This is a genomic window from Xenorhabdus thuongxuanensis, from assembly GCF_001908095.1.
Lineage (GTDB): Bacteria > Pseudomonadota > Gammaproteobacteria > Enterobacterales > Enterobacteriaceae > Xenorhabdus > Xenorhabdus thuongxuanensis.
In genome coordinates, this window is the sequence record NZ_MKGR01000014.1 from 1 (window position 1) to 23,011 (window position 23,011).

The following is a 23,011-nucleotide window of genomic DNA, read 5'->3' on the forward strand; positions in this document are numbered from 1 at the left end:
TCTGGCAAGCATGAGTAACCCCGTTCCTCGCGTACGGATGTCCCGATGTATGTGGTTCAAAGCAAGTTGTTGTAATGTAATACGTTCTGGTTCAGACAGTGTGATATTCGATTTCATAAGAACAGGCAATAAGTCATCTGATTACCGATTATAACACCAATGCAGATAGTTTATCTGATCAACTTATATAAAATAATACTTCTTTTTATTTAATACATTATTCCTTAAATGATATTTTTATTTTATGTATTTATCTTGTTTATGTATTATTTCTTTAACATTCTGAATCTTTCAAGCCAGCTTCATATGTAATAGAGGAAATGGATTCCCTTGTCCGTCAATCTCTGAGCGAGAAAATACCTGAAATCCCATATATTGGTAGAAGCCGACGCCTTGTGTATTTTGCTCGTTTACATCCAATTCTTTGATCTGTAATTCATTAATAGCAAATTGCAATAACATCTTACCGATCCCTGTTCCCCGTGCTTGTGGCGCAATAAACAACATTTCGACTCGATGTTGATCGGTACTAATAAATCCTACGATATTATCTTGTTCATCTGTCGCTTTATAAACAGAGAGATTGGGCAAATAATCGTTAAGGATCTGTGGGCGTAAAACCTCAATCATGGACTTAGGCAAGAAATCATGCGTAGCAAGTACAGATGCTTCCCAAATCTGAATTAGTGTCAAAAAATCAGCTTTGGTGGCTTGTTGTATTTTCATTTCATATCCCTAAATTTTTCTGTTGTTTTTGGTTTCAAGTTGGATGTTTTCTCGGCTATCTTAAAGTAAAAATAAGAAAGTGCAATTGGGCTAACACAACTCATCGCTTCTATTTTGGTGAGAATATGTCCAGCATTGTCAATAACCAGTATGGAAGAATCTACACAGGGATTAAATATAAAAAAAGCGCCGCAAATTGCGACGCTTTCATATAAATCCAGCTTATTTTGTAACTAGCTTGCCAGTACACGGTCTTTGCGGCACAAACTCGCCAGAAGCATATAAATCGCGGTAGCCAATAAGACAATGAAAAAGAAACTCATTAATCCATTGTACTGGACCTTAAAGTAGTGTTGTAGCATAAAATGCCCTGCTACCAGTGGCCCAACGGCAGAACCGATACTGTAACTTAACAACATGACCTGGCTTGCCGCTACAATATAGGACGCATCCAGCTTGTCACAAGCAAGGGTGATAGCAATGGGATACAGCGCAAAAGATGACATTCCCAAAAGAGCCAGTGACACTATCATGACAATGTAATGTTCAAAGAGATAGGTCATTCCTACGGCGAATACCCCCAATAATGAGACCATTGCCAATAAAAAAGTTTTGCTCATGATAATGGACAGCTTACTGATAATGGGTTGTATGACCATTCCGCCTAGAATAATGGCTGCCATCAATACACCGACTTGCTCGGCATTGAAATGACTCTGGCTGAGAGATAGAGGCATCAAACCATAGATCGTACCCATAACAATACCCGATGTCATGCAGCCAACGATCGCGGGTTTACTGAATTCAGTGATTTTTCTCAGCGAGATACTTTGGTGGTAGAGAGCGGGAGGTTGCCCATGACGCACGAGTAATGGAGGCAAAATCGCGGCAAACAGCAGTGCCGAAATCACTATAAAGGGGATCATCCCCTGAGTACCAATAGACCCAATCAATAATTGCCCTACAGTTGTTCCACCGTAAAGGGAAGTCATATAAAAGCTTAGGCGTTTAGCGCGTTCTTTGGGGTTATCGCCGATTAATAGCCAGGATTCGACCACGACAAAGACACCGGCAACGGCCACGCCGGCAATGCACCGCACAAGTAACCAAATTTCTTTATTTGGAAAAAAAGGCAATACAATGACAGTCGATGACAAAAGCAACAAAAAAACAATAAATGAAAGACGGTGACCTATCCTGGCAATAACAGGTTCAATCATCATTGAGCCTATTAATAAACCGGCATAATAAGCACTGGCTAACCAACTGGCATAAAGCGTATCAATGTTGAAATTTTCCATCGACAGAGGAATTAAGCTCATTAGGTAACCAGAAGCAATTGCAAAAACAGTCAAACCGACGACAGGTACAAATGCACTGTCATTCTTGCGCAGCAGTTTCACTACTGTCGTCTCCACATAAAAAAATCAGCCAGATATGCGCTGCTTCTCATCAAGATTTTGCCGGATGGCGGTCACGATATATGCCAAGGACTGGAATATATCCTGGTGATTTAAGCAGTAGGTAAGTCACTCAATAACTTTGAGTGGTGCGGACTATAGCCTTTTCTCACAAAGAGATACAACGAGAAAAACTGATACTTATGAATGAAAAGATTTATGGAAAAAGGGAGATCGTGATTAGGGTCGAAAGAAGCCAGATGTATTAGTGAGATTACATCTTGTATAGAATGGTTATGTGAATTTGCAGGTAAAATACGCAATAAGTCAAAATCTCTAAAATAAATAAAAACCTCTTGGAAATAAGTAAAATACGATAATTAAAAACTATTTCCCCTGAATATGGTGCTAAACCTGTCATTAGCAAAAAAATTGGAAGAACCATAAGATTGCTGATTTTCTTGAAATTATGTTGGGTATGAAAGTATCTGGGTATATAAGGCTACTTTGTCCTTAACTAGTTACTTCCTTTATTATGTACTTACTCTTGAAGTTGATGGCGCGAAAACTTTTTACGGAAAAGCCGGAGGATTGGGTTCTCCGGGAACAGGAGATTTTTCCGGTGAGTTTTTTTTCGCTGTAAATGATATTAATATCATTTATCAGAAGGCAACAATTTTTGCTGCAATTATAACACCTCTAACTATTTCTGTAGGTTTTATAGATTCACATCTCGATAAGTTGGCACAGTTTAATGGAACCGGAGTAGGAACAATATCTGCCACAATCTCAGGTGGTGGTTATTGGGAATAATATACAGGATCTTAAGTGGTAACTCTTTATTTTAGATATATAAAAGGCTTCATTTGTGAATTGATAATCGTTGCCAAAACATAAATCAAAACCACGTCGTAATGAAGCCTATCTTCCTGTTTCAGCCTATTTAAGGCGATCCGTCTCCTCAATAGCGCAATATTTTCCGCCGCGTTTTCTCGGTAAATCTGGTAATCATACTCACGAAAATTAACATCCAGTCCCAATGAGAGACTTATCCCGTAAGTAAGGGGCAAATTAACTTACCCATATTCATCACAACACAGGCATACAGAAGAACGCCAGTGTGACAAGGAACACGACTATAAATCGAATGAATTGAAACAGATACACCCATAAATTTTTAGACAAAAGACCACCATAGAGTGGCCTTAAGTTCCCATTATTAATCCCAACGTCGGATCACCATCGAGGTATTGATGCCACCAAAGGCAAAGTTATTGCTTTGGATAAATTCGGTTTGGATTTTACGGGGCTGGTGCATAATGTAATCCAACTCGCCACAGGCGGGATCAATCTCGTTGAGATTGATTGTTGGAGCGAACCAGCCTTCATTCATCATTTCCAGACTTAACCATGCTTCAAGGGCACCACACGCGCCCAGCGTATGGCCGAAATAGCTTTTCAGTGAAGAGATAGGTGTTTGATTGCCAAAAATATTGGCAGTCGCTTGACTCTCTGCCACATCTCCCCGATCGGTTGCAGTACCGTGAGCGCTGATGTAACCGATATCGGCTGGCTGTAAGCCCGCTGATTTCAGTGCCATTTCAATGCATATCTGCATGGTTTCCGATTTTGGTTGGGTGATATGGGAAGCATCACAGTTAGTGGCAAATCCGATGATTTCACCATAAATCTTGGCACCACGTGCTTTGGCGTGCTCCAATTCTTCAAGGATTAATGTACCCGCACCTTCACCAATCACCAATCCATCGCGGTTAACATCAAATGGGGAAGGCGTGGTCTTCGGTGCCTCGTTTTTCTGGCTGGTGGCGAACAGCGTATCAAATACTGCTGCTTCGGATGGACACAACTCTTCAGCGCCACCTGCGACCATAACAGTTTGATAACCGTGGCGGATGGCTTCCCACGCATACCCAATCGCCTGACTGCCAGATGTACAGGCACTTGAGGTTGGGATCACTCTGCCACGTAAGCCAAAGAACAAACCTGTGTTGACGGCAGTCGTATGGGGCATCATTTGCACATAGGTTGTGCCTGTGATGTTATTGGTGTGCTTTTCAGTCAGCATGGTGGCAAATTCGCTGACAGGTTTGGTACTGCCCGTAGACGAACCATAAGCAATGCCCGTTTCTCCATTGGTCAGTATTGGAGCATTGAGCAAGCCGGCCATCTCTAAGGCCAGCTCAGTGGCACGTGTTGACATCAGGGAAACACGTCCCATAGAACGAATGCGTTTGCGGGTATAATGTTCGGGTAAAATAAAATCCGTAACCGGTGCTCCAAGATGGGTATTAAGCCCATCATATTCTGCCCATGCTGGCATCTGTTGAACGGCATTAATACCTGCTTTCAACCCTGCGGAAACAGATTGCCAATTGTGCCCCAATGCGGTAATGCCGCCCATTCCCGTAATCACTACCCTGCGAGGCTGGAATATCGCATTGTGGTTCATAGCATCCCTCCGTTGATTGAGATAACTTGGCGGGTTACATATCCCGCAATATCAGACATCAGGTAGCTGGCAAGGCCAGCCACTTCTTCCACTTGTCCTATGCGTTTCATTGGGATCATATTCATCGCTTCTTTCAAAGCCACTTCTTCCATTTGAATCATGTCTGTCCCAATCAAGCCTGGTGCAATACAGTTTACGGTGATTTTTCTTTTCGCCAATTCGATTGCCAGCGCTTTTGTTGCGCCGATAATCCCTGCTTTAGCTGCGCTGTAGTTGACTTGTCCGCGATTGCCCATCAAACCAGATACGGATGATAAGGTAATGATTCGTCCTCCCTGACGTAAGCCGATCATCGGCATGATGCAAGGATGGATAACATTGTAGAAGCCATCTAAATTGGTATGAATGACACTGTCCCAGTCATTGCCTTCGAGGGCAGGGAAAGCACCATCTTTGGCGATCCCTGCATTGCAGACGATGCCATAGTAAGCGCCGTGGGTTTCGATGTCTTTTTCCAGTTTTCCACGGCAGGTCGTTCGATCTGAAATATCAAAATTCAGAATGCGACCATTGCCCCCGTTTGCTTGAATGTGTTCCAGTGTCTCTTCCGCGCCTTTAGCGTTGCGGTGATAATGCACGATGACAGTAAAACCATCTGCCGCCAGTTGGCAGGCAATCGCTCTGCCTATCCCTTTGCTGGCACCGGTCACGAGAACTGAACGCATTATGCTACTCCATCCTGTTTATTTATGAGTTGTGTGAGTTCTGTTTTGTTAGGTTGGTAGGTGTTCAGGCGGCCTGTCACCAGTACAGTGCCATTACAACTGATTTCACCTTCAAAACTGCCAAATTTTTCATCTTGCAGTAATAAATTCATTTGAATATCCAATACACTATCTGGTGTGAAAGTGGGTACTTGGCACCGAACAGCACGTCCGCCCAGTAACATGCCCAGTGCGGAGTCTTCCTCTTTTCTTTCCTTGCGGTGCCAGCCAGACCAGACCCCAATGGTCTGGGCCATGATTTCAATGGCAAACCAACCCGACAAATGGCCTTCTTCATTGAGAAAAGGGGATAACACACCATCTTGGCTGACTGTGACCTGACAATGGACATGGTTGCTGGATACGTTGATCACTTTTTCCAATAACACCATGGGCGCTTCATGTGGGAGATAACGATCTACCTGTAAGTAGTCAGACATTATACAACTCCCAATATCAGGCTGGTATTGTTGCCACCAAAGGCAAAAGAATTTGACATGACAATCGGTTTTTTTAGTGGTTGTGATTGGGTTAGCAAGCCACAATCAGGCAGCGAGGTATCAATACTGGAGCGTGAAAAATCCTGCGCCGGCAGCGGTAAGTGACGTGTTAACAGTAGCCAGCAAAGTCCGGCTTCACAGGCACCTGCGGCGCCGAGAGTATGGCCGGTTAGATACTTGGTGGAGCTGCACGGCGTGTTTTCACCAAAAATCTGATTGATGACAAGCGATTCCATCTGATCATTTAATTTTGTGCCTGTTCCGTGCAGGTTAATGTAACCGACCTCGGCCGGAGAGAGTCCGGCATTTCCCAGAGCCATATTGATCGCTTCAATGGCGCCTCTCCCTTCAGGATGAGGGGCTGACATATGCCATGCGTCGCTTGATTCTCCTACGCCTAGTAAGGCTATCGGCTGGGGTTCTCGCGTTAGCAGTAGTAATGTTGAGGCTTCTCCAATAGTAATGCCCTGGCGATCCTCACAAAAGGGTTCACACAAGGTTGGAGAAATAGATTCCAGGCTATTGAAGCCATTGATTGGCATACGGCTTAATGTGTCCGCACCACCAACAATGGCGACATCCACCAGCCCCATTTCAATCAGGCGTTGACCACTGATAATCGCTCGTGAACTGGATGAACAGGCGGTAGAGAGGGTAAATGCAGGCCCATCGATGTTCAGGTAACTAGCAAGAAAGCGGGAAGGATCGCCCAATTCTTGTTGGTAATAATGGTAATGCTCATCGGATTGTTGATGCATTGATTGTTGATGAATTGTGCGGCTAACATGCTGATCACCTTCGTCGAGGCCGGATGTGCTGGTTCCCATAATTACGGCGATACGTTTCCGACCATAGCGAGCGATGGCTTCGTCCACTTGTGGTTTTATTTGCATCAAGGCAGCCAGTAACAAACGGTTATTACGGCTGTTATGCTGAAACAGATTGTCAGGAATGACGGGTAGTTCACCGTCAACGCCGCCCAGACAGCAGGTTTTATCAGGTTGTAACCAGTCTGAGCGCTCATACATACCAGGTGATTGATTAAGCACAATATTTTGCGCAATCTCATTCACATTATTGCCCAAGGCATTGAGCATACCCACGGCAGAAATATAAATCATGTTTTACTCTTCCAGATGCTGAATGGCGATGTCATAACCGAAAACGAATTGCTGGACGCGAATCGGGCGTCGTTTGCCATTTTGAGTATCATAATGAATCTCTGTGACTAATTTCCCTTTTTTGTCATGCAGTTGACGGAGGTTACCGCTATCCTTGAGCCTCCAGCCATCGGGCAGTCGGCTTTGCCAGGCGGAAGCAGGCCAGTAACTGAACATAATATCGGCCAGGACTTGGTTGGCAGGGGGAAGTTCCGGCAAGATAATGGATTGTTCGGTATGAACGCCATTTTTGTCATAATCTAATTTGAACAACCGGATACCCAGCGAAGACAACCCTGCCAGTGACAGGTGTTGCTCATTGGCGTTAAGCAGCACAATCAATGATTGTTGTTTGCCTTTTACTGTGGCTGTTAACAGTTGCTGTTCATTAATGGCAGGTGTTATGGTCGGCTCTGGCAATAAAACACGTACACCTGGTTTCAGCCACGCACTGGGTATGCCGTTTTGCGGGGAGTTCGTACAAGCTGCCAGCAGGCAGGTCAGAGACAGGATGAATAACCGTATCATGATTGCTTTTTCCTTTTTTGGCGTTTCGCTATTGCCAGCGGTGATAGCAGGAAAGCAGTCAAGATCCCGCTGCATAACACGATGCCAAAGCTACTGATTGCCTGAGTGCTACTGAACATCAACATGCCTAGTGTGAGCAAGGAAGTACACATTGCTACGCTGATCGCCAATAGAGAGGTCAACGGAGTACCACGAGGATTGCTGAAAAACAGGGTGTAGTTGATGCCAATGCCAAGCACCAGAACCAGAGCTAATATAGAGAATAAGTTAAGGTTATGACCACTAAAACCGAGAACGGCTAGTCCACAGCCAAGGGACAGCAGTGATGGTAATATGCTGATGACGCCACGACGCAGACCAAGCCGCGCTATGTAACTGATAGCGATCAGCATGACTGAACCTGCCAGCAACCAGCCAAGTAGAGTTCGATAAAACTGAAACATCTCATCGAAAGCCAGCTTGCGATCAACCCAACTAATTCCTTCCTGGTTTTCTGCCAATTGGCGCATCAATACACTGTCTTTAACGCCATTTACGGGAAGCAGAACGCCACTATGACCATTTGGCAGAGTGATCCACATCAGGCGCCAACCTTCACTGACGACACTATTGAGCCAGTCATTTGGCGTAACGGTCATAGCGTGAATATCAGGCTGTTTCACTATTAAACCTGCTTCTGTCAGGCGAGCAACAATATTGGGTGTGGCGGTCTTGAGCAGAGCAAGATCCTTATGTTGCTGAGCATGAGAGGAGAGAGGGAATCGTTGGTAATGGCTGATATTACCTTGCTGTTTTTCTGCATCCAATTTAGGAATGAAGGATTCCAGCCGTTGCAGTGTCTGTTCTGCATTATCACCATAAATAACGAACCATTTCTGATCACTTCGCTGTCCGGTTAGCGCTGCAATGCGTTTTTCCTGCTGATGGATCTCCTGTGGCAGAGCTTGTAATTGGGCAATGTCATCATTGATTTGCAAACGGGAAATTCCCAGTACGGCAAAAATCGCCAGTATTATGGGCAATCCCGTATAAAACAGCCGGTTGTGTCTCCATAACGCTAGCCAACGCATTAACATGATCATCGCCGGAATGGGGCGCACGGGCAGGTTTTTAGCAAGTCGCGGATACCAACAGACGACAGTCAAACAGGAAGCGGTTAAACCCGCAGCAGCAAATACAGCTAATTGGCGCAGGCCAGGAAAAGGCGCAAACATCATGATGAGATAGGCAATAACGGTTGTTGCCAATGCCATTAATAAGGCAGGCAAGACCTTCCGCATACTTTGCCACGACGTCACTTCCTGACCATGTACCATGCGCTCTGTGAGATAGTAAATAGCATAGTCAGCGGAAATACCGATGATACTGATGCTCATTACCAGCGTCATGAAATGAAGTTCGCCAAAGAGCCCCAAAGTCACGACAGTCCCTGCTAAGGCGCCGATACTGATAGATAGAACGCACAGCAATAAAGGTTTCAGGGAACGAAAAACAGTGTAGATGAGTAGCAATACACCGAGCACGGTGGCGCTGCCCAATGTTGAAATATCGTGTTTTGCCTGTTGGGTAGCGTAATCGCTGTAAAACAGGGTGCCCCGTGAAATCACTTTAGCATCAGGAAATTGAGTTTCCAGAGACTGCTGCAACTTACTTAATTCAGTGACAGCATGATGGCCTTGCTGCATATCAAAGGAAGAGCTTTTTAGCTCCCCGTGAAGTAAATACCAGCTTCTTCCAGAATTATCTTTGGCAACTAACCAGCCATTTTGGAGCCGCAACTGGCTGGATGTCTGCTGGAGTGCCAGTTGTGAGCCTCTGACCAGCATTAAGGGATCATTATTAAGTTCTTGCCCGCTGACACCGGAAAAGGCGGAATAAACTTGAGACAAGATCCAGTTTGCCTGCTGATTGCCACCATCTTTCAGTCTGTCACGGGTGGCAGGATCGAGCATCGCATTGCGGTGTTCATAGTAAAAACGCCCCCATGCTTGCTGCTGTTCTGCTGTCATTGGCCCTTTGACATGGGTCAGAAATGGTGTTTTTTGCAAATACTCCAACCAGTATTGAGCAGGGGCGGTATCCTCGTTTTTTGCGGGGCTGACCATCCACACCAATTGGCGATCAAGACGTTGCATGAACTCTTCTTGCAAGGCGGGTGGCATGTTTCCGGCACTTTGTGCAGGTAATAAGGATAATACGCTGGTAGACAGGCGGGATTGAGGTAACAAGACTACCAGCAATATCAGCAGGATAGCGCATGTTAACAACCAGAGTAGTGCCAGCAGACGTGGCTCAGAATTTGAAGTATTGCTCTTCTTCATGACTCAGCGTCTCTGGTGTTAATTGGTGGTGGGTAAAAGAGAGTTCGGTACGATCACCCTGGCGATCGGTCAGTAAAATAGCATCAAGGTTCGTTTGGCCGTTTAGCGTAATTGCTGTGAAAAGTTTATCCAAAGGAGACGTTTTCGGCGTCAGTATTAAGCGCCATTTTTCCTGCCCAAGATCGCTGAATTCGATTTTGAAATTTTCTTCCAGCACCGCACGATCGGCCTGAAACAGGGCCCGCATCAAGTGGTTGAACTGAAACATTTGTGGATTTGAATCAGCGGTGATCACCTGTGGTGCTTGTCCTGACATGACTTGCATCATATGGTTGTCATCCAGTAACAGTGTCAGTGGAAACGGTTTTTGCTGATGCCACCATAGCCCTTTATGTTGTGAAACCAGCATCTCACCACTGGAAGACAAAGGATGAGGCATATCCTGAATTTGCCGTACTTGTGTGAATTTTGCTCGCACAATCGGCTGATGAGCAAACCGCTGTTGTAATTCCTCAAGGGTAATGGCATATGCCATGTTATTGATTGTCATGAGACTTGTTGTCAGGAACAGCAGTATCCAGTGCCATTTTTTCACGGTTTAACCCCCATACGTTCGAATAGAATGTCTGGGCTGACAAAGCTCATTTCTTGTGTTTCTTTAGAAACGGCGACCTGAATGGTATAGCCTGTGGTTGTTTTTTTGCCATTTGCGGCATTAAAAATCTGATAAGTAATTTTCAGGCGGTTTTCAAACTCTTCGATGGTGGCTCTGATACGTATTTTTTGTTCAAAAAGCACTGGGGCACGGTACTTGATTTTGGCGTCAACGACAGGCCAAACATAGCCGGATTCACGCATTTCTCGATAACCATAATTGAGTTGATTCATCAGTGCTTCACGGGCAATTTCAAAATAGCGAAAGTAATTTCCATGCCAAACAACACCCATTGGATCAGCATCATGAAATGGCACAGTAAGTTCAACCTCGGCAGTAAAACGAGGATCAGTCAGCATTTTTTATTCCTTATTGGTTCGGGCAGACGGTAATTGCCAAAAATCGAAAAAGTTAAACCAATCGAGCGGGGATTGCAGGGCATAATGTTCCAGTCGGGAAGCGTAGAGATCCACAGCTTGCTGTAATGTTTGTTCTCTTTGTTTACGTGGCAGTTCCAGAGGATTGGCAAAGTGCTCACAATAAATTTTGAATTGGTTATTTTGCCGGAGAGCGAACATTAACAGTACTGGGCAACGCAACACGGAAGCGAGGATAAACGGCCCTTGCGGAAATGGTGCCAGATGACCGAGAAATTGACTCCAGACAACGCGCTGGGAGTTACCTCTGGAGGGATTAACAGCAATCCGATCACCGACGATGGCGACCCATTCGCCAGCATCAATTTTTTCTTTCAGCATGATAGCGGTATCGGCCCCTACATCTGTGACGGGCAATAAATTGATCCCCGCTTGTGGAGAGATTTCTTCAATGATCTGTTTGAAACGTTGAGCATGTTCAGTAAAAACCAGTGCATTGATAGTCTGTTTACCCGCTTGTTGTGCCAATGCCCGGCAGACTTCAATATCGCCCAAATGCGAAACCAACAGCAGTTTCCCGCTTGAATCGCCATCCAAAAGCGTTTGTTCTGCCCCCTTTGCAAACTCAATATCTTTTCCCCATTTCAGATCGCCACGCCAGCTTGCGATTTTATCCAGCATGGCCCTGCCAAAACGCAGGTAGTGGCGGTAACTATCAAGGCCTGGTGGAATAGCAATGCCTTTGTGCTGCAAGGTTTGTTTTAGTCTTTCAAGGTATTGGCTGGATGCCTGACGTTGTGGGCCGCCAGTTGCCCAAAAATAACCAACAACAGGGTAGAGCAACCACTCAAAAGGTTTGCGTCCGAACCATCGATAAACCGCTAGCATGAACTTCATGCCAGACAACCCTTTGCGTTCTTGGATATCTGACCAATGACGGTGATTACGCCATAATCGTTTACGCCATAATAGTGAAGGAATGCGCGGTAACATGCCGAAAAACAGGCGGGTATGCATCCATGAAATGCTGAGGTTATCTCTCAAAGCATCAAAATGGGACAGACCATTTTCAGGGTAAGTGACTTTTGTTGGCACAAATTTACTTTCTGTTCCCTGCCAATAAAGCCGCACCATGATTTCGATATCAAAATCCATGCGACGACCAACATCTTTGTGAGCCAACAGTTGTAGCGTGGGTGCCAATGGATAGACACGAAAGCCACACATACTGTCTTTAATAGACAAAGAAAGTGTTTCCACCCAAACCCAGAAATGGGTGATGTAGCGTCCATAAAGGCGGGATTTTGGTACGGAAACATCATATTTAGGATTGCCAGAAATTAAGTGATCGGGATACTGCTGCGCCTTTGCCAAAAATAGGGGAATATCCTCAAGGCAATGTTGACCATCGGCATCAACTTGTAAAGCATGGCTATACCCTGAATTCGCGGCTGCCCGCATTCCTGCCATCACAGCACCACCCTTGCCTTGATTATGTGCAAGACGGATAAGTGTTATATTAGGAACGGACTTGGCTAAATTCTCAAGGCGATGTTGAGTATCGGTTTCACTGCCATCATCCACGATAAAACAGTGGAGACGGTAAGGGGATAACCTTTCCAGTACCGCAGGCATGGTTATGCCGTGGTTATAACAAGGAATAATCACACAGGGCGTAATCGTATTCAGGTTTAACGACATAGCTTTATTTTTCCCTGACTTGCAGTCTGGCCTTCGCCTCCGTTTCGGGCTGCTACGTCATAATGGAAGGTTAGGAGGTTCTTTTTCTCGTCCCATTTGATTTTCAATCGTAGTTTATCGCCTGGTTGCAGGGGGAACTGGAATTTCACCATTTCAATCGAAGAGAAAGACCAGTCCGGTGCCAGCAGGGTTTGGGCATAATGCATGACCCAATCGATTTGAGCCACACCCGGCAGAAGTGGTTGAATGGGAAAATGCCCCCGGAACCAGTCCAAATTGGGATCTAAATACAGTTGTACACTGACCTCATTTGGGGCAGGTTGCTCGCGGTGAATTTCAATGGGTTTCATTAAATAGTTCCTGTAATGCAGACCATGAGCGCTTGCTTTGAGCATTCAAGGGAATGGCTTCGACAACTCGCCAATAACGTGGCAATGCGACAGGCTCCAGCCAAGGCTTTAATTGGTGACGCCAATCTTGTGACAGTTTGTGAATTCCTTGCTGTTGATAACGTTTGTAGGTTTCGTGATCTAAAACGACGACCGCACCAATGTTATTGCGTTTATTTCGATTAATAGGCAATACAGCAGCGTCAGTGATCCCAGGAATTTCACACAGCCTGCGTTCGATTTCTGACATGGAAATGCGTTTTTCTTCAATTTTCACCAGACGATCTCGGCGCCCTAATAAAGCAAAATTACCCTGATCATCGAAGACAAACTGATCGTCCAGAACCAAACCAGAAGGCTTAGAAAGAAGGGGAGAATAGACGCGTACATTCTTTTCTTCATCCTCCTGAAGTGAAACTCCTGCAAATGTCGTCCAGATTTCATTGCTCGTTTTACGGCTTCGCCAGGCCATAATGCCTGTTTCGGTACAGCCATAAATTTCATTAGGAGGCGTGTTGAACCACTGCATTGCATGTTCTGCATCGGCAAAATGTAAAGGTCCACCCGCAGAAACGACAAATATGCAATCAGGAGCGGGGAGTTTTTCATCTAGCCGTTGCAGAAAGGCAGGGCTACTGATCAGTGCACAACGTGAGCTATTGGTGAGCTGTTCAGGAAATTCCACTATTTTGCGATCGAATGGTAAACCCAATGACATGGGAAGCCAGATGCGGAAAGTCAAACCATACAAATGCTGGTGGCTGACTGAAGCTCTGACCACGCAGGATTGCAACTTATCTCCCCACAGCGAAGCCAGCCATTGGGATTCAAGATCCATGACGGCAATGGGTTTGGACACTTGTTGAGGAATACCCGTAGAGCCAGAAGTGAACATCACCAAAGTGGCATCAGGTGAGATGGCAGGCAATATGATGCTAGGTGAGGCTTTTTCAGTAACATCAATTTCTGGGTTAGGCGATATGATCTGCCAGCAAGGACAGGACAAGGTCAGGGGTAAGTCTGTCAATACACCATCAAACAGAGGCTGCTGCTCCTGCAATTGAGCTTCACGACAATGACCGGGAATAACGGGAATTTGGCCAGCATGCAGTGTTGCCAGCAGTGCGACACAGAAGTAATAACTATCGTCAAAACAGAGAGCCCAGCGGGAAGCGGTGTGTTTTTGGTTTTTTATAGGCAGGTTTTTCAGGCGCACATATAACGCGGTCACATCCTGCCGCAGTTTATTCAGGCTGATAGCGTGATTGCCCCAACTGACTAGCCTATTGGGACAATTATCCTCTGATAGCCATTGGGATATAGGTTGTGCTTTCATCATTTCTTTACCCGTTGGCGTACCAGCCATTCAATGGAAATGAGCAATCCAATTAATAGATAACTCACCATTCCGTTCCACAATGTCCATAGGGTCATATTGTTATACAGGCAAGTTCCAAGTGACACTGCACCATTGAACATAAAGAACAGGCACCAGATGTACGTAACTTTACGTGTATAGATAATGCCCTTTGGGGGTAAATTAGGTTCTTTGATACGAGCCATCCTTTCAATGATGGGGGGCCCGTAACGCAATGAGCTGCTGAACAGAATCAGTAGAACGGCATTAACGACCACGGGGTAGTACATTAGAAGTTGGTGGTTGCGCAGCAATAAGCTGGCTAGCCCCAACGTTATTCCTGCTATGGATAATATCCAGCCGGTTTTTTGTTGATTGTGCGTCTGCTGTTTGCTTGCTAATAATCGCAAAACAAAAAACAGAATAATGACAATCAACATGGCATGAAATTGCCCATAGTTAACCATCGCCCAGACCAAAAAAGGCCAGGCGATTAACATGACGGTATTGGCAATACGGAGCAATAAAAGCAACGGATTCAATTAACTACCCAAATGTTTGCTGATTATTGTTCTTTCAACAATTGTTCCACGGCATCCACGACATCCTGTACGGTGCGAACAGACTTGAATGCTTCCGGTTTGATCTTTCTTCCAGTTTTCTTTTGTAAATGTACAACCATATCAACCGCATCAATGCTATCGAGTTCCAAATCTTCATAGAGCCGTGATTCGGGCGTAATGTCTTCGGGAGACAGTTCAAACAACTGAACCAATAGTTGGGAGACTTCCTGAAAAATTGCTTGTTTTTCCATGATGACACCTGTTTTTATGCTTGCTGTGACTGGATGTAAGCTGCCAGCGTGGCAACGGAAGCGAAATGTTGACGCATCTCTTCGCTTTCAGAGGATAATACGATGCCATAACGATTTTTTACTGCCAGTCCCAGTTCCAGAGCATCGATTGAATCTAAGCCTAGGCCGTCGCCAAACAGGGGGGCATCGGTTTCAATATCCGCAGGTGTAAGATCTTCTAGATTCAGTGTGCCTATAATTAATTGTTTTATTTCAATATGTAACTCTTGCATCATCGTATCCGACGTCTATTAGTTTGATGGTGTTAGTAATTGAGTAAGCTGGCGATTGAGTTGGCGAGCAGCGATGGCATGCCCGTTTTCTATATCAACAGCAAAATTTTCATTGGTGAGTTGTTCACCAATAGTGATCGTATAAATAGGTTTTTTCGGTGGGATTTGATACCACTTGCTTTTTTTATCCAGCATCGTTTGGCTGCAAGTAATATGGATGATCCGTAAATCGCACTCACATCGCACGGCGATATTGGCGGCTCCACGTTGCAGTGAAATAGGCTGGCCGGGGGTCGTGCGGGTTCCTTCAGGGAAAATCAGGATATTGTGACCAGAAGACAGTCGCTCGCGACAGACAGGAAGCAAAGTTTCTGCATCACTGTTAATCAGGTAACGTGCAGAGCGGATTACACCGCTGACAAAGGGATTGCGTAGTAATGCCGATTTTACGATGCAATCCACATCTGGCAATTTTGATGCCAGAATAACGTAATCCAGCAAAGTGGGGTGATTAGCGACAATTAGGCAACCTTTATCCGTACGGATCTTATCTAACTCATTGAAATGGTAATCCAGTACCCCCAATTTTCTGGTCAAAAAAAGGAACAGACGAAAACTGAATGAAATGCTATGGCGTGCAAGGTGGCAGCGTTTATCTTCATTGCGTTGGAAAACCAGCAACAAGTTGAACCAAATAAGAGAGAGAAGTAACCCACCTACGCCAAACAGGATAAAACAGAATCCGGTCATGAGCAGACGCCAGAGCCAGTTAATGCGTTCAGTGATATTGACTGAAATCCTTTTCATCATCTTATCGGCTCCAATTCCACCGGCAATGATCCCCTGAAACAATAAAGTTCTGTTCTCCTCGTAACCAGCCATGAAGAAACTGGAGGCTTTGAGGTAATCTCGGCTCTGTTTCCGCTGAAGATTGCTTTGTACAACACAAACCCGTACCTTGCTCTAGCAACAGAGCAACCGCAAATGGATAGGTTGGAGTATGGGTATCGATGACATTGTGATAAAAGCTGGGGATCTCACCCTCAAAATCGACAAGCAGGACTTTACGATGACCTGCATGAAGCAGTGTCAACGCTTCAAATAACCCTTGCTGGAAACTATCAATACCGGCTGAAACGGAAGAGGAAACCAGAGGAGCCTTAGCGACAATGGTTAAATTGCCTACAGAGGAGTTATGAACTGACATGGCAAAATTGGTTGGAGAAATAGGCTCTTTTTGTGCCAGATTCTGCAATATTTGGTAGTTGCGTTCCAACTCACCATGACGGCTGGTATAGACAATGGCATCGACTTGATTGCGTCGCAGGATACCCAAGCCACAATCCACGGCAAGACGGCTGCCGGAGCTTAAGCGACGGGCTGTCATCATCGGTAATTGGGCACATTTTTCTAATGGCTGTGATTTATCAATAGTGGCTGGTAATGTCGCAGACCATTCCTGCCATTCGTCAGTGAGAGAAAGGCCTGGGGCGATGGCTTGCCAGTCTGTAATATCCAATGTCAATTTCATGAAATACCGTTCGTTACTGTTTCTTACAGATCAGTAATGTGTGACCCAGCCCTAACTGATCAATTTGGTTTTCTATAACCAACCCAGCTTTATTGAGGAATTGGGTAAAATCATCAATGCTGTAAAAACGACTATTACCATTTGCCATACAAGTAAAATAGAGCGAGGTAGCATTAAGGCTATAAGCTGCTGCTTCAAAAGGCTGGCAGTCCCAAAACAGCTCCATGATACAAATTCGAGCATCAGGCTTCATAGCTGCGGAGATCTTGCGTAAAATGCCTATAATATGTGTTTCGGAAAAACAATCCAGGAATTGGCTCATCCACCAAATATCGGCTTCTGTGGGTAAGTTGTTATCCGATAACATGTCAATAGGATAGCCGAAAATACGATCAGTCATTTCCTGGCTGCGTATATTTTCTTCAGCCAATTTTATTTGCTGGGGTAAATCCAGAATAGTGACGTTGACTTTACTGTCATATTGGCAACAGCGCAATGCCCATTTTCCTGTATTGCCACCAACATCATAAATCACTTTAGGCTTCATGGAGAAAACCGTTTTCAATGCTGCATTAAAGGCGGTATCAGAATAAAAATGGTCAAATGAGAACCAACTTGTTTTTGCAGGCTCGGGTAATTGGCTGAGGGCAGGATAAATAGTTGACCATTCTCCGAACACTTTTAATCCAGCAGGCTTATTTTTCAGAAGAGATTCTTTCAGGTGAAATAGCCCTTGATAACAGACGTCTTGAGTAAAATCCATATTGACGCGAGTCATCTTGTCGTGTAATAAATAATGCCCAATCTTACTGATGAAATAACGTTCATCTTGTTTGAGAATAATTTTGCCACTCAATCCCATATCCAGCAAAATACCCACACCGTAGCTGTCTAATTCGGAGTTTCTGCAAATCTCATCTTTAGTTGCACCATTTTTATGGTTTTTATCCAGGAAAGATAAAATCCCGCAATCACGCAATCCGATTGCAGTTTGAAATAGCATAGGAGCGAAAGCAATACGTTGAGCTTCTGTAATCGCTTCAAGTGCACTGAATTCATCTTTGTCATAATTATAGGGTGCAGTCATATATCCAGATATCCGATATGTCTATAGTCAGAAAGCAGATTAACAAACTAAAGCCTATCTCATCAGGATGTTTTCATTGATTGGGATAGGCTTTAAAGTTGGTGTTTATTGATTATCCAGCAGGGCTAAATTTAACTGAATGTCTTTATCCAGGTTATTGACCCAACGGTTATAGTTGCGGTGAATTTTCCCATCACTCTCTCTTAGTTGATGGCTTTTGACATAATTGATGGAGTAGTTTTTGGCGGTGTAGTTGATACGTATTTGTACGTCATGCTGACGGTTTTTCAGGAAGCCATCAATAACCCCAGGAGAGACTTCGGTCATTACCCATTTGCGTTTCTTACCTGCTTCCAAAATGGCTTTTTTTACGGAAGGCAGTGAATTCTGCGTCATGATGGTGGTTTGTGGCGTTAATATTGGTACGTTACGAGCGCAACCTGAAAGGGCGACGACGCAAGCCAGACTGATTAATAGCTTATGTGAAATTTTCATTATTTTTCTCGTGTTAAATAAGACAAGATAGATTGTGAAATAGTTACGTTGCGTAGAATAGTTTAAATAAATTCTTACAACACGGCTACATCTATCACTTCACTATAGATCTCATTGAGTGTGTTGCTGAATGCTGTTCGATTTTATCTCTGCTTTTTATGTACCTTTAGGGTTCATTCACTGCGGTGTGTATATAGATATTTATTTAGCCTGTTAATTTAAAATTAATTGGTTGGATATTGAATTGGATTTTTTATATTGGTTTTGCAGATGCTTATATCAAGGATAATGGATTTTGTGAATGCATTTTTTAGTAATGTAAGTGATAAAAAGGTTAATAATAATCAATGAAACAAATTTATTCATATCATGAAAGAAAATATGTACTCAATAAATTTTAAGCGACAGCACCAGATTAATGCCGCTTATCCCGAATTATTGGCAAGGATGCACTTACCTAATTATCGCGTCTTCTAGACTACTCCAAGTTGTTACGCTCCAAGTTCTCCGTCCCAATAATCAACTTCGTCGCTTACCCGCCCAACAAAATGAAACAACTTTCCGTCTTGTTGTTTTAACACAGACTGAAACTTGCCCGAATCTGGATATTCAATCACATCTGCTGAAACATTTGTTGAAATAGCAAGATAGCGCAATGGAACTGAACCGGTGTTGATTATTTGATGGGCAGTTTCTTGCCCTCCCGCCGGAGCGCTTACAACATCACCCTTCTCGATCGAAAATTCATCGGAGCCAAAACGGTAAATGCCGTTACCTTCAAGAATAAAGAAAAGTTCGTCTGCGTTATGATGGTTGTGAAACGGGCAGCTACTTTTACCTTTCGGCACTTCGTTATAGGTGATACCTAAATGCTTAAGGCCAAGCTGTTGTCCAAAGGAAATATCTGATCCCTCATAGAATTCGCCCTGCTTCCAAGATTTGAGGGTAAGGTTTTTTAGATTGATGATGGGGTTCATTAATTCTCCGGATATCGTTAGATTATCTTACTATAATTCCGCATTTTTCATGGTTTTTTTGCATTTTAAGTGGCTATCAGAGAAATAAGTTAGGCGTCGTAATGTTCAGAGAATGTGATAAATGTCACAGAGAGGAATACGACAATGGTTTATTACCGTAGCTGTATTAATTGGTTATACCTCGCGCTACTGCCAGAAGGTATCCTATGGGTATCCTAGAAAAAACTAAGGGGTCGCAATTTTGATGCAACCCCTTGATAAATTTGGTGGCCCCTGCTGGACTTGAACCAGCGACCAAGCGATTATGAGTCGCCTGCTCTAACCACTGAGCTAAGGGGCCGTTGAACTGGAAGGATTATACGGCACAGTTTGATGCTAGGTCTAGTCCCCAAAATTCATATGCGTGTTTTATATACAATAATCAGTATCTTTTAACGTATTTCAGCCGATTGGAAGTAATCTGAAATCCTTTTTAGTGATATTGGTTGCTTTTATAATAAATATTTCTGATTATTTTTTGCCCTCCGGCCATAATGTGGTCAAGAAGATCTTGTTAGCTCTGTTTTGTGTTTTTCATTGATTTTCCACCGTTCTTATACTTTTCAAAAAAATTTTTGGTAAATAAATATGAAAAAACATCAGCTATCGGCTGCTATTTGGTGTCATCACCAAATAGAAGATTACTTTTTTTCGTCTATTAGCCAAATGTCCCAACATATTAGTGAAAGTGTTCGAGCCTATGTGACAGGTGTTGAAACGCATTCATTGAATTTTTTGTTGGTGATTGATGTTAATGAACAGACTGCTGGAGATTTACAAAAGGGAATTCGATTACTGGAAGAGAAAACTTATGTTCCTTTTGCGATTGTTGCTGTAGAGCCAGATAGTCAACTTTTAGAGGTGATTCAGCAGGCTGGATTTGTGTTGGATGCTGATAGCATAACTATAGCCATGCAACTTGATTTGATGCATTGGCAGATGAGCAATGTCTCAGTTATGGAATATGACATTCGGTGTGTTGACCACTGTTTGGATGATTGGGCAATCCCGGTAGAAAGTGCATTTGAGTCAGATGATGCCATTTCTGGACAATACCAAAAATGCCATCAGGCGGCTTTGAATGCAGGAAAAAATTTGCAACATTATGCCTTGTATATTGATGAGTTGCCGGTTTGCTCTTTAACTCTATCAAGATTAAATAATCTTGTCCGTCTTGATGAAATTAGTACTGTAGTGGAAAAACAGAGAAGGGGATATGCTTTTGCCTTGATCAATCATGTGCTGAATAAAGCTAAGCAAGATGGTGCAACTACGTGCTATTTAGATGCCTCTCGCTATGGTGATGGATTGTACAGGCGTATTGGGTTTCAGCCATTATTTGAATATCAGGGATTTAGCCGAAAATAATAAAAAAGCGTCTGCTGCAACAGACGCTTTTCAGGTTTATCATCAAATTAGATGATTAGTCATCAAGGAAGCTACGTAGTACTTCGGAACGGCTTGGATGGCGTAGTTTACGTAGTGCTTTTGCTTCGATCTGACGAATACGTTCGCGGGTTACATCAAATTGTTTACCCACTTCTTCCAGAGTATGGTCAGTGTTCATATCGATACCAAAACGCATACGCAGAACTTTCGCTTCACGTGCAGTCAAACCTGCCAGCACATCGTGAGTTGCTGCGCGCAGGCTTTCTGAAGTTGCTGAATCCAGCGGCAGTTCGAGCGTAGTATCCTCGATGAAATCGCCCAGATGTGAATCTTCATCATCACCCACAGGGGTTTCCATGGAGATTGGCTCTTTGGCAATTTTCAGGACTTTGCGGATCTTGTCTTCAGGCATCATCATACGTTCTGCCAGCTCTTCCGGTGAAGGTTCACGACCCATTTCTTGCAACATTTGGCGAGAAATACGATTGAGTTTGTTGATAGTCTCAATCATATGCACTGGGATACGGATAGTACGTGCCTGATCTGCGATAGAACGTGTGATTGCCTGACGGATCCACCATGTTGCGTAAGTTGAGAATTTGTAACCACGACGGTATTCAAATTTATCAACCGCTTTCATCAAACCGATGTTACCTTCCTGGATCAAATCGAGGAATTGCAGGCCACGGTTGGTATATTTCTTCGCAATCGAAATAACCAGACGCAGGTTGGCCTCAACCATCTCTTTTTTCGCACGGCGAGCTTTCGCTTCACCGATTGACATGCGACGGTTGATGTCTTTGACCTGTTCAATAGTCAGGCCTGTCTCTTCTTCAATCTGGCGTAACTTTTGCAGGCTACGCATAATTTCTTCTTCAACTTCCAGCAACTTGTCAGACCATGGTTTGTTCATTGCTTTTGCAGCGGTGAACCATGTATCAGTGGTTTCATTGCCAGAGAACAGCGTGATGAAGATTTTCTTCGGCATTTTGCACTGTTCAACACACATCTTCATGATCTGACGTTCTTGAAGACGTACGCGATCCATCATGGAACGCATGTTGTTAACCAGATGATCAAACTGCTTTGGTATCAGGCGGAACTGTTTAAATACTTCAGATAAAGTTAAGATTTCTGCTGCGGAATTAGGATGACTACGACCGTATGTATTAATCGCCTGACGAGTCAGTTCATGTTGTTCACGCAGTTCCGAAAATTTCTGGCGAGCGAGTTCTGGATCGATGCTGTTATCCTCTTCGCTGTCAGTATCATCATCACGCTCTTCATCATCCTCGTCGTCATCGTCGTCAAGTTCTTCCTGAGGAAGTTCTGAACCAACGTGAGTGGCGGTTGGGGCAAGATCTTCTTCTGCATTGGGATCAACGAAACCCGTGATCAAATCGGACAGACGACTCTCGCCGGATTCAACACGGTCGTACTGTTCCAGCAGGTAAGTAATCGCTTCAGGGTACTCAGCAACGGAGCACTGCACTTGGTTGATGCCATCTTCAATGCGCTTTGCAATGTCAATCTCACCTTCACGAGTCAAGAGTTCAACCGTACCCATTTCGCGCATGTACATGCGAACCGGATCAGTGGTACGACCGATTTCTGACTCAACACTAGATAGTACTTGCGCAGCCGCTTCCACTGCGTCTTCATCTGTGTCGTTTGTGTTTTCTGCCAACATGAGATCATCAGCATCAGGTGCTTCTTCCATTACCTGGATGCCCATGTCATTGATCATTTGGATGATATCTTCTATCTGATCAGAATCGACGATATCTTCCGGCAGATGGTCATTGACCTCAGCATAGGTCAGATAGCCTTGCTCCTTACCTCTGGTGACAAGTAGCTTTAGCTGTGACTGCGGGTTTTGCTCCATAAGACGGTATCCACACTTCAGAGTATTGGTTGGTGTCGGTCGGCGAAACAAATATGCCAACAATAATATTTAGGGGCGTTTTCATGGTATTGCCGCTGCCCTCAATTGCGGCAATTGTAGGGGTACCTGCCCTACCTAATGCGGCATCTAAGCCGTGAATTCTGTGTCTGTGAT

Annotated in this window: 24 protein-coding genes and 1 tRNA gene; 2 read left to right on the top strand and 23 right to left on the bottom strand. The window is 44.2% G+C overall.

What is annotated here, in order from left to right; genetic code table 11:
* Positions 1-291: 291 nt before the first annotated feature.
* On the bottom strand, positions 292-726 hold the full coding sequence (locus tag Xentx_RS10575) for an acetyltransferase (RefSeq protein ID WP_074020208.1): 435 nt from the start codon (positions 724-726) through the stop codon (positions 292-294).
* A 233-nt stretch (positions 727-959) separates the two neighbouring features.
* Positions 960-2,129 (bottom strand): MFS transporter, encoded by a 1,170-nt coding sequence (locus tag Xentx_RS10580; RefSeq protein ID WP_074020209.1) that lies wholly within the window; start codon positions 2,127-2,129, stop codon positions 960-962.
* Between the two features lie 504 nt (positions 2,130-2,633).
* Here Xentx_RS10580 and Xentx_RS10585 point away from each other — a divergent pair.
* The gene (locus Xentx_RS10585) at positions 2,634-2,939 is read left to right on the top strand and encodes a VapA/VapB family virulence-associated protein (RefSeq protein ID WP_074020210.1); all 306 of its coding nucleotides are present in this window, start codon (positions 2,634-2,636) and stop codon (positions 2,937-2,939) included.
* A 406-nt stretch (positions 2,940-3,345) separates the two neighbouring features.
* On the opposite strand, the gene Xentx_RS10595 is transcribed toward Xentx_RS10585, so the two are convergent.
* From Xentx_RS10595 to Xentx_RS10690, 20 genes are all read right to left on the bottom strand, one after another.
* A complete protein-coding gene (locus Xentx_RS10595) occupies positions 3,346-4,596 on the bottom strand; it encodes a beta-ketoacyl-ACP synthase (RefSeq protein WP_074020212.1) in 1,251 nt (416 codons plus the stop codon).
* The gene (locus Xentx_RS10600) at positions 4,593-5,324 is read right to left on the bottom strand and encodes a 3-ketoacyl-ACP reductase FabG2 (RefSeq protein ID WP_074020213.1); all 732 of its coding nucleotides are present in this window, start codon (positions 5,322-5,324) and stop codon (positions 4,593-4,595) included. The genes Xentx_RS10595 and Xentx_RS10600 overlap by 4 nt, the downstream gene beginning before the upstream one ends.
* Positions 5,321-5,800, bottom strand: a complete 480-nt coding sequence (locus Xentx_RS10605; protein WP_074020214.1) for a hotdog family protein — start codon at positions 5,798-5,800, stop codon at positions 5,321-5,323. The genes Xentx_RS10600 and Xentx_RS10605 overlap by 4 nt, the downstream gene beginning before the upstream one ends.
* Positions 5,800-6,981, bottom strand: a complete 1,182-nt coding sequence (locus Xentx_RS10610) for a beta-ketoacyl-[acyl-carrier-protein] synthase family protein (RefSeq protein ID WP_074020215.1) — start codon at positions 6,979-6,981, stop codon at positions 5,800-5,802. Before Xentx_RS10610 ends, Xentx_RS10605 begins: the two co-directional genes overlap by 1 nt.
* 3 nt (positions 6,982-6,984) lie before the next feature.
* Entirely contained in the window at positions 6,985-7,548 is a 564-nt protein-coding gene (locus tag Xentx_RS10615; protein WP_074020216.1) for a DUF3261 domain-containing protein, read from the bottom strand.
* Positions 7,545-9,869: an MMPL family transporter gene (locus Xentx_RS10620; protein ID WP_074020217.1), complete on the bottom strand. Its 2,325-nt coding sequence runs from the start codon at positions 9,867-9,869 to the stop codon at positions 7,545-7,547. The genes Xentx_RS10615 and Xentx_RS10620 overlap by 4 nt, the downstream gene beginning before the upstream one ends.
* Positions 9,841-10,419: an outer membrane lipoprotein carrier protein LolA gene (locus Xentx_RS10625; RefSeq protein ID WP_074020284.1), complete on the bottom strand. Its 579-nt coding sequence runs from the start codon at positions 10,417-10,419 to the stop codon at positions 9,841-9,843. Before Xentx_RS10625 ends, Xentx_RS10620 begins: the two co-directional genes overlap by 29 nt.
* A 41-nt stretch (positions 10,420-10,460) precedes the next feature.
* Positions 10,461-10,883 (bottom strand): acyl-CoA thioesterase, encoded by a 423-nt coding sequence (locus tag Xentx_RS10630; protein WP_074020218.1) that lies wholly within the window; start codon positions 10,881-10,883, stop codon positions 10,461-10,463.
* Positions 10,884-10,886: 3 nt separating this feature from the next.
* Positions 10,887-12,602 carry a glycosyltransferase family 2 protein gene (locus Xentx_RS10635; RefSeq protein WP_074020219.1) on the bottom strand — a complete coding sequence of 572 codons (1,716 nt, stop codon included), beginning with the start codon at positions 12,600-12,602 and terminating at the stop codon, positions 10,887-10,889.
* Positions 12,593-12,952: an ApeI family dehydratase gene (locus tag Xentx_RS10640; RefSeq protein WP_074020220.1), complete on the bottom strand. Its 360-nt coding sequence runs from the start codon at positions 12,950-12,952 to the stop codon at positions 12,593-12,595. Before Xentx_RS10640 ends, Xentx_RS10635 begins: the two co-directional genes overlap by 10 nt.
* A complete protein-coding gene (locus Xentx_RS10645; RefSeq protein WP_167366753.1) occupies positions 12,939-14,330 on the bottom strand; it encodes a class I adenylate-forming enzyme family protein in 1,392 nt (463 codons plus the stop codon). Before Xentx_RS10645 ends, Xentx_RS10640 begins: the two co-directional genes overlap by 14 nt.
* Positions 14,327-14,890: a COG4648 family protein gene (locus tag Xentx_RS10650; RefSeq protein WP_244149853.1), complete on the bottom strand. Its 564-nt coding sequence runs from the start codon at positions 14,888-14,890 to the stop codon at positions 14,327-14,329. The genes Xentx_RS10645 and Xentx_RS10650 overlap by 4 nt, the downstream gene beginning before the upstream one ends.
* A gap of 23 nt (positions 14,891-14,913) precedes the next feature.
* Positions 14,914-15,162 carry an acyl carrier protein gene (locus Xentx_RS10655; RefSeq protein ID WP_228005830.1) on the bottom strand — a complete coding sequence of 83 codons (249 nt, stop codon included), beginning with the start codon at positions 15,160-15,162 and terminating at the stop codon, positions 14,914-14,916.
* A gap of 14 nt (positions 15,163-15,176) precedes the next feature.
* Positions 15,177-15,434 (bottom strand): phosphopantetheine-binding protein, encoded by a 258-nt coding sequence (locus tag Xentx_RS10660; RefSeq protein ID WP_074020223.1) that lies wholly within the window; start codon positions 15,432-15,434, stop codon positions 15,177-15,179.
* Positions 15,435-15,452: 18 nt separating this feature from the next.
* Positions 15,453-16,244: a lysophospholipid acyltransferase family protein gene (locus tag Xentx_RS10665; RefSeq protein WP_415843339.1), complete on the bottom strand. Its 792-nt coding sequence runs from the start codon at positions 16,242-16,244 to the stop codon at positions 15,453-15,455.
* Position 16,245: 1 nt separating this feature from the next.
* On the bottom strand, positions 16,246-16,965 hold the full coding sequence (locus tag Xentx_RS10670) for a beta-ketoacyl synthase chain length factor (RefSeq protein ID WP_074020224.1): 720 nt from the start codon (positions 16,963-16,965) through the stop codon (positions 16,246-16,248).
* A 13-nt stretch (positions 16,966-16,978) separates the two neighbouring features.
* Positions 16,979-18,052, bottom strand: a complete 1,074-nt coding sequence (locus Xentx_RS10675; protein WP_074020225.1) for a methyltransferase — start codon at positions 18,050-18,052, stop codon at positions 16,979-16,981.
* 105 nt (positions 18,053-18,157) lie between these two features.
* Positions 18,158-18,547, bottom strand: coding sequence for a hypothetical protein (locus Xentx_RS10680; RefSeq protein WP_074020226.1), 390 nt, complete (start codon positions 18,545-18,547; stop codon positions 18,158-18,160).
* A 491-nt stretch (positions 18,548-19,038) separates the two neighbouring features.
* The gene (locus Xentx_RS10685) at positions 19,039-19,524 is read right to left on the bottom strand and encodes a cupin domain-containing protein (protein ID WP_074020227.1); all 486 of its coding nucleotides are present in this window, start codon (positions 19,522-19,524) and stop codon (positions 19,039-19,041) included.
* A 264-nt stretch (positions 19,525-19,788) separates the two neighbouring features.
* Positions 19,789-19,864: transfer RNA gene (locus Xentx_RS10690), tRNA-Ile, on the bottom strand.
* A 287-nt stretch (positions 19,865-20,151) separates the two neighbouring features.
* On the opposite strand from Xentx_RS10690, the gene Xentx_RS10695 reads away from it, so the two are divergent.
* Complete coding sequence (locus Xentx_RS10695) at positions 20,152-20,931, top strand: GNAT family N-acetyltransferase (protein WP_074020228.1); 780 nt, start codon at positions 20,152-20,154, stop codon at positions 20,929-20,931.
* Between the two features lie 55 nt (positions 20,932-20,986).
* Here Xentx_RS10695 and rpoD read toward each other — a convergent pair whose 3' ends face one another.
* Entirely contained in the window at positions 20,987-22,837 is a 1,851-nt protein-coding gene (rpoD, locus tag Xentx_RS10700) for an RNA polymerase sigma factor RpoD (protein WP_074020229.1), read from the bottom strand.
* Positions 22,838-23,011 lie beyond the last annotated feature (174 nt).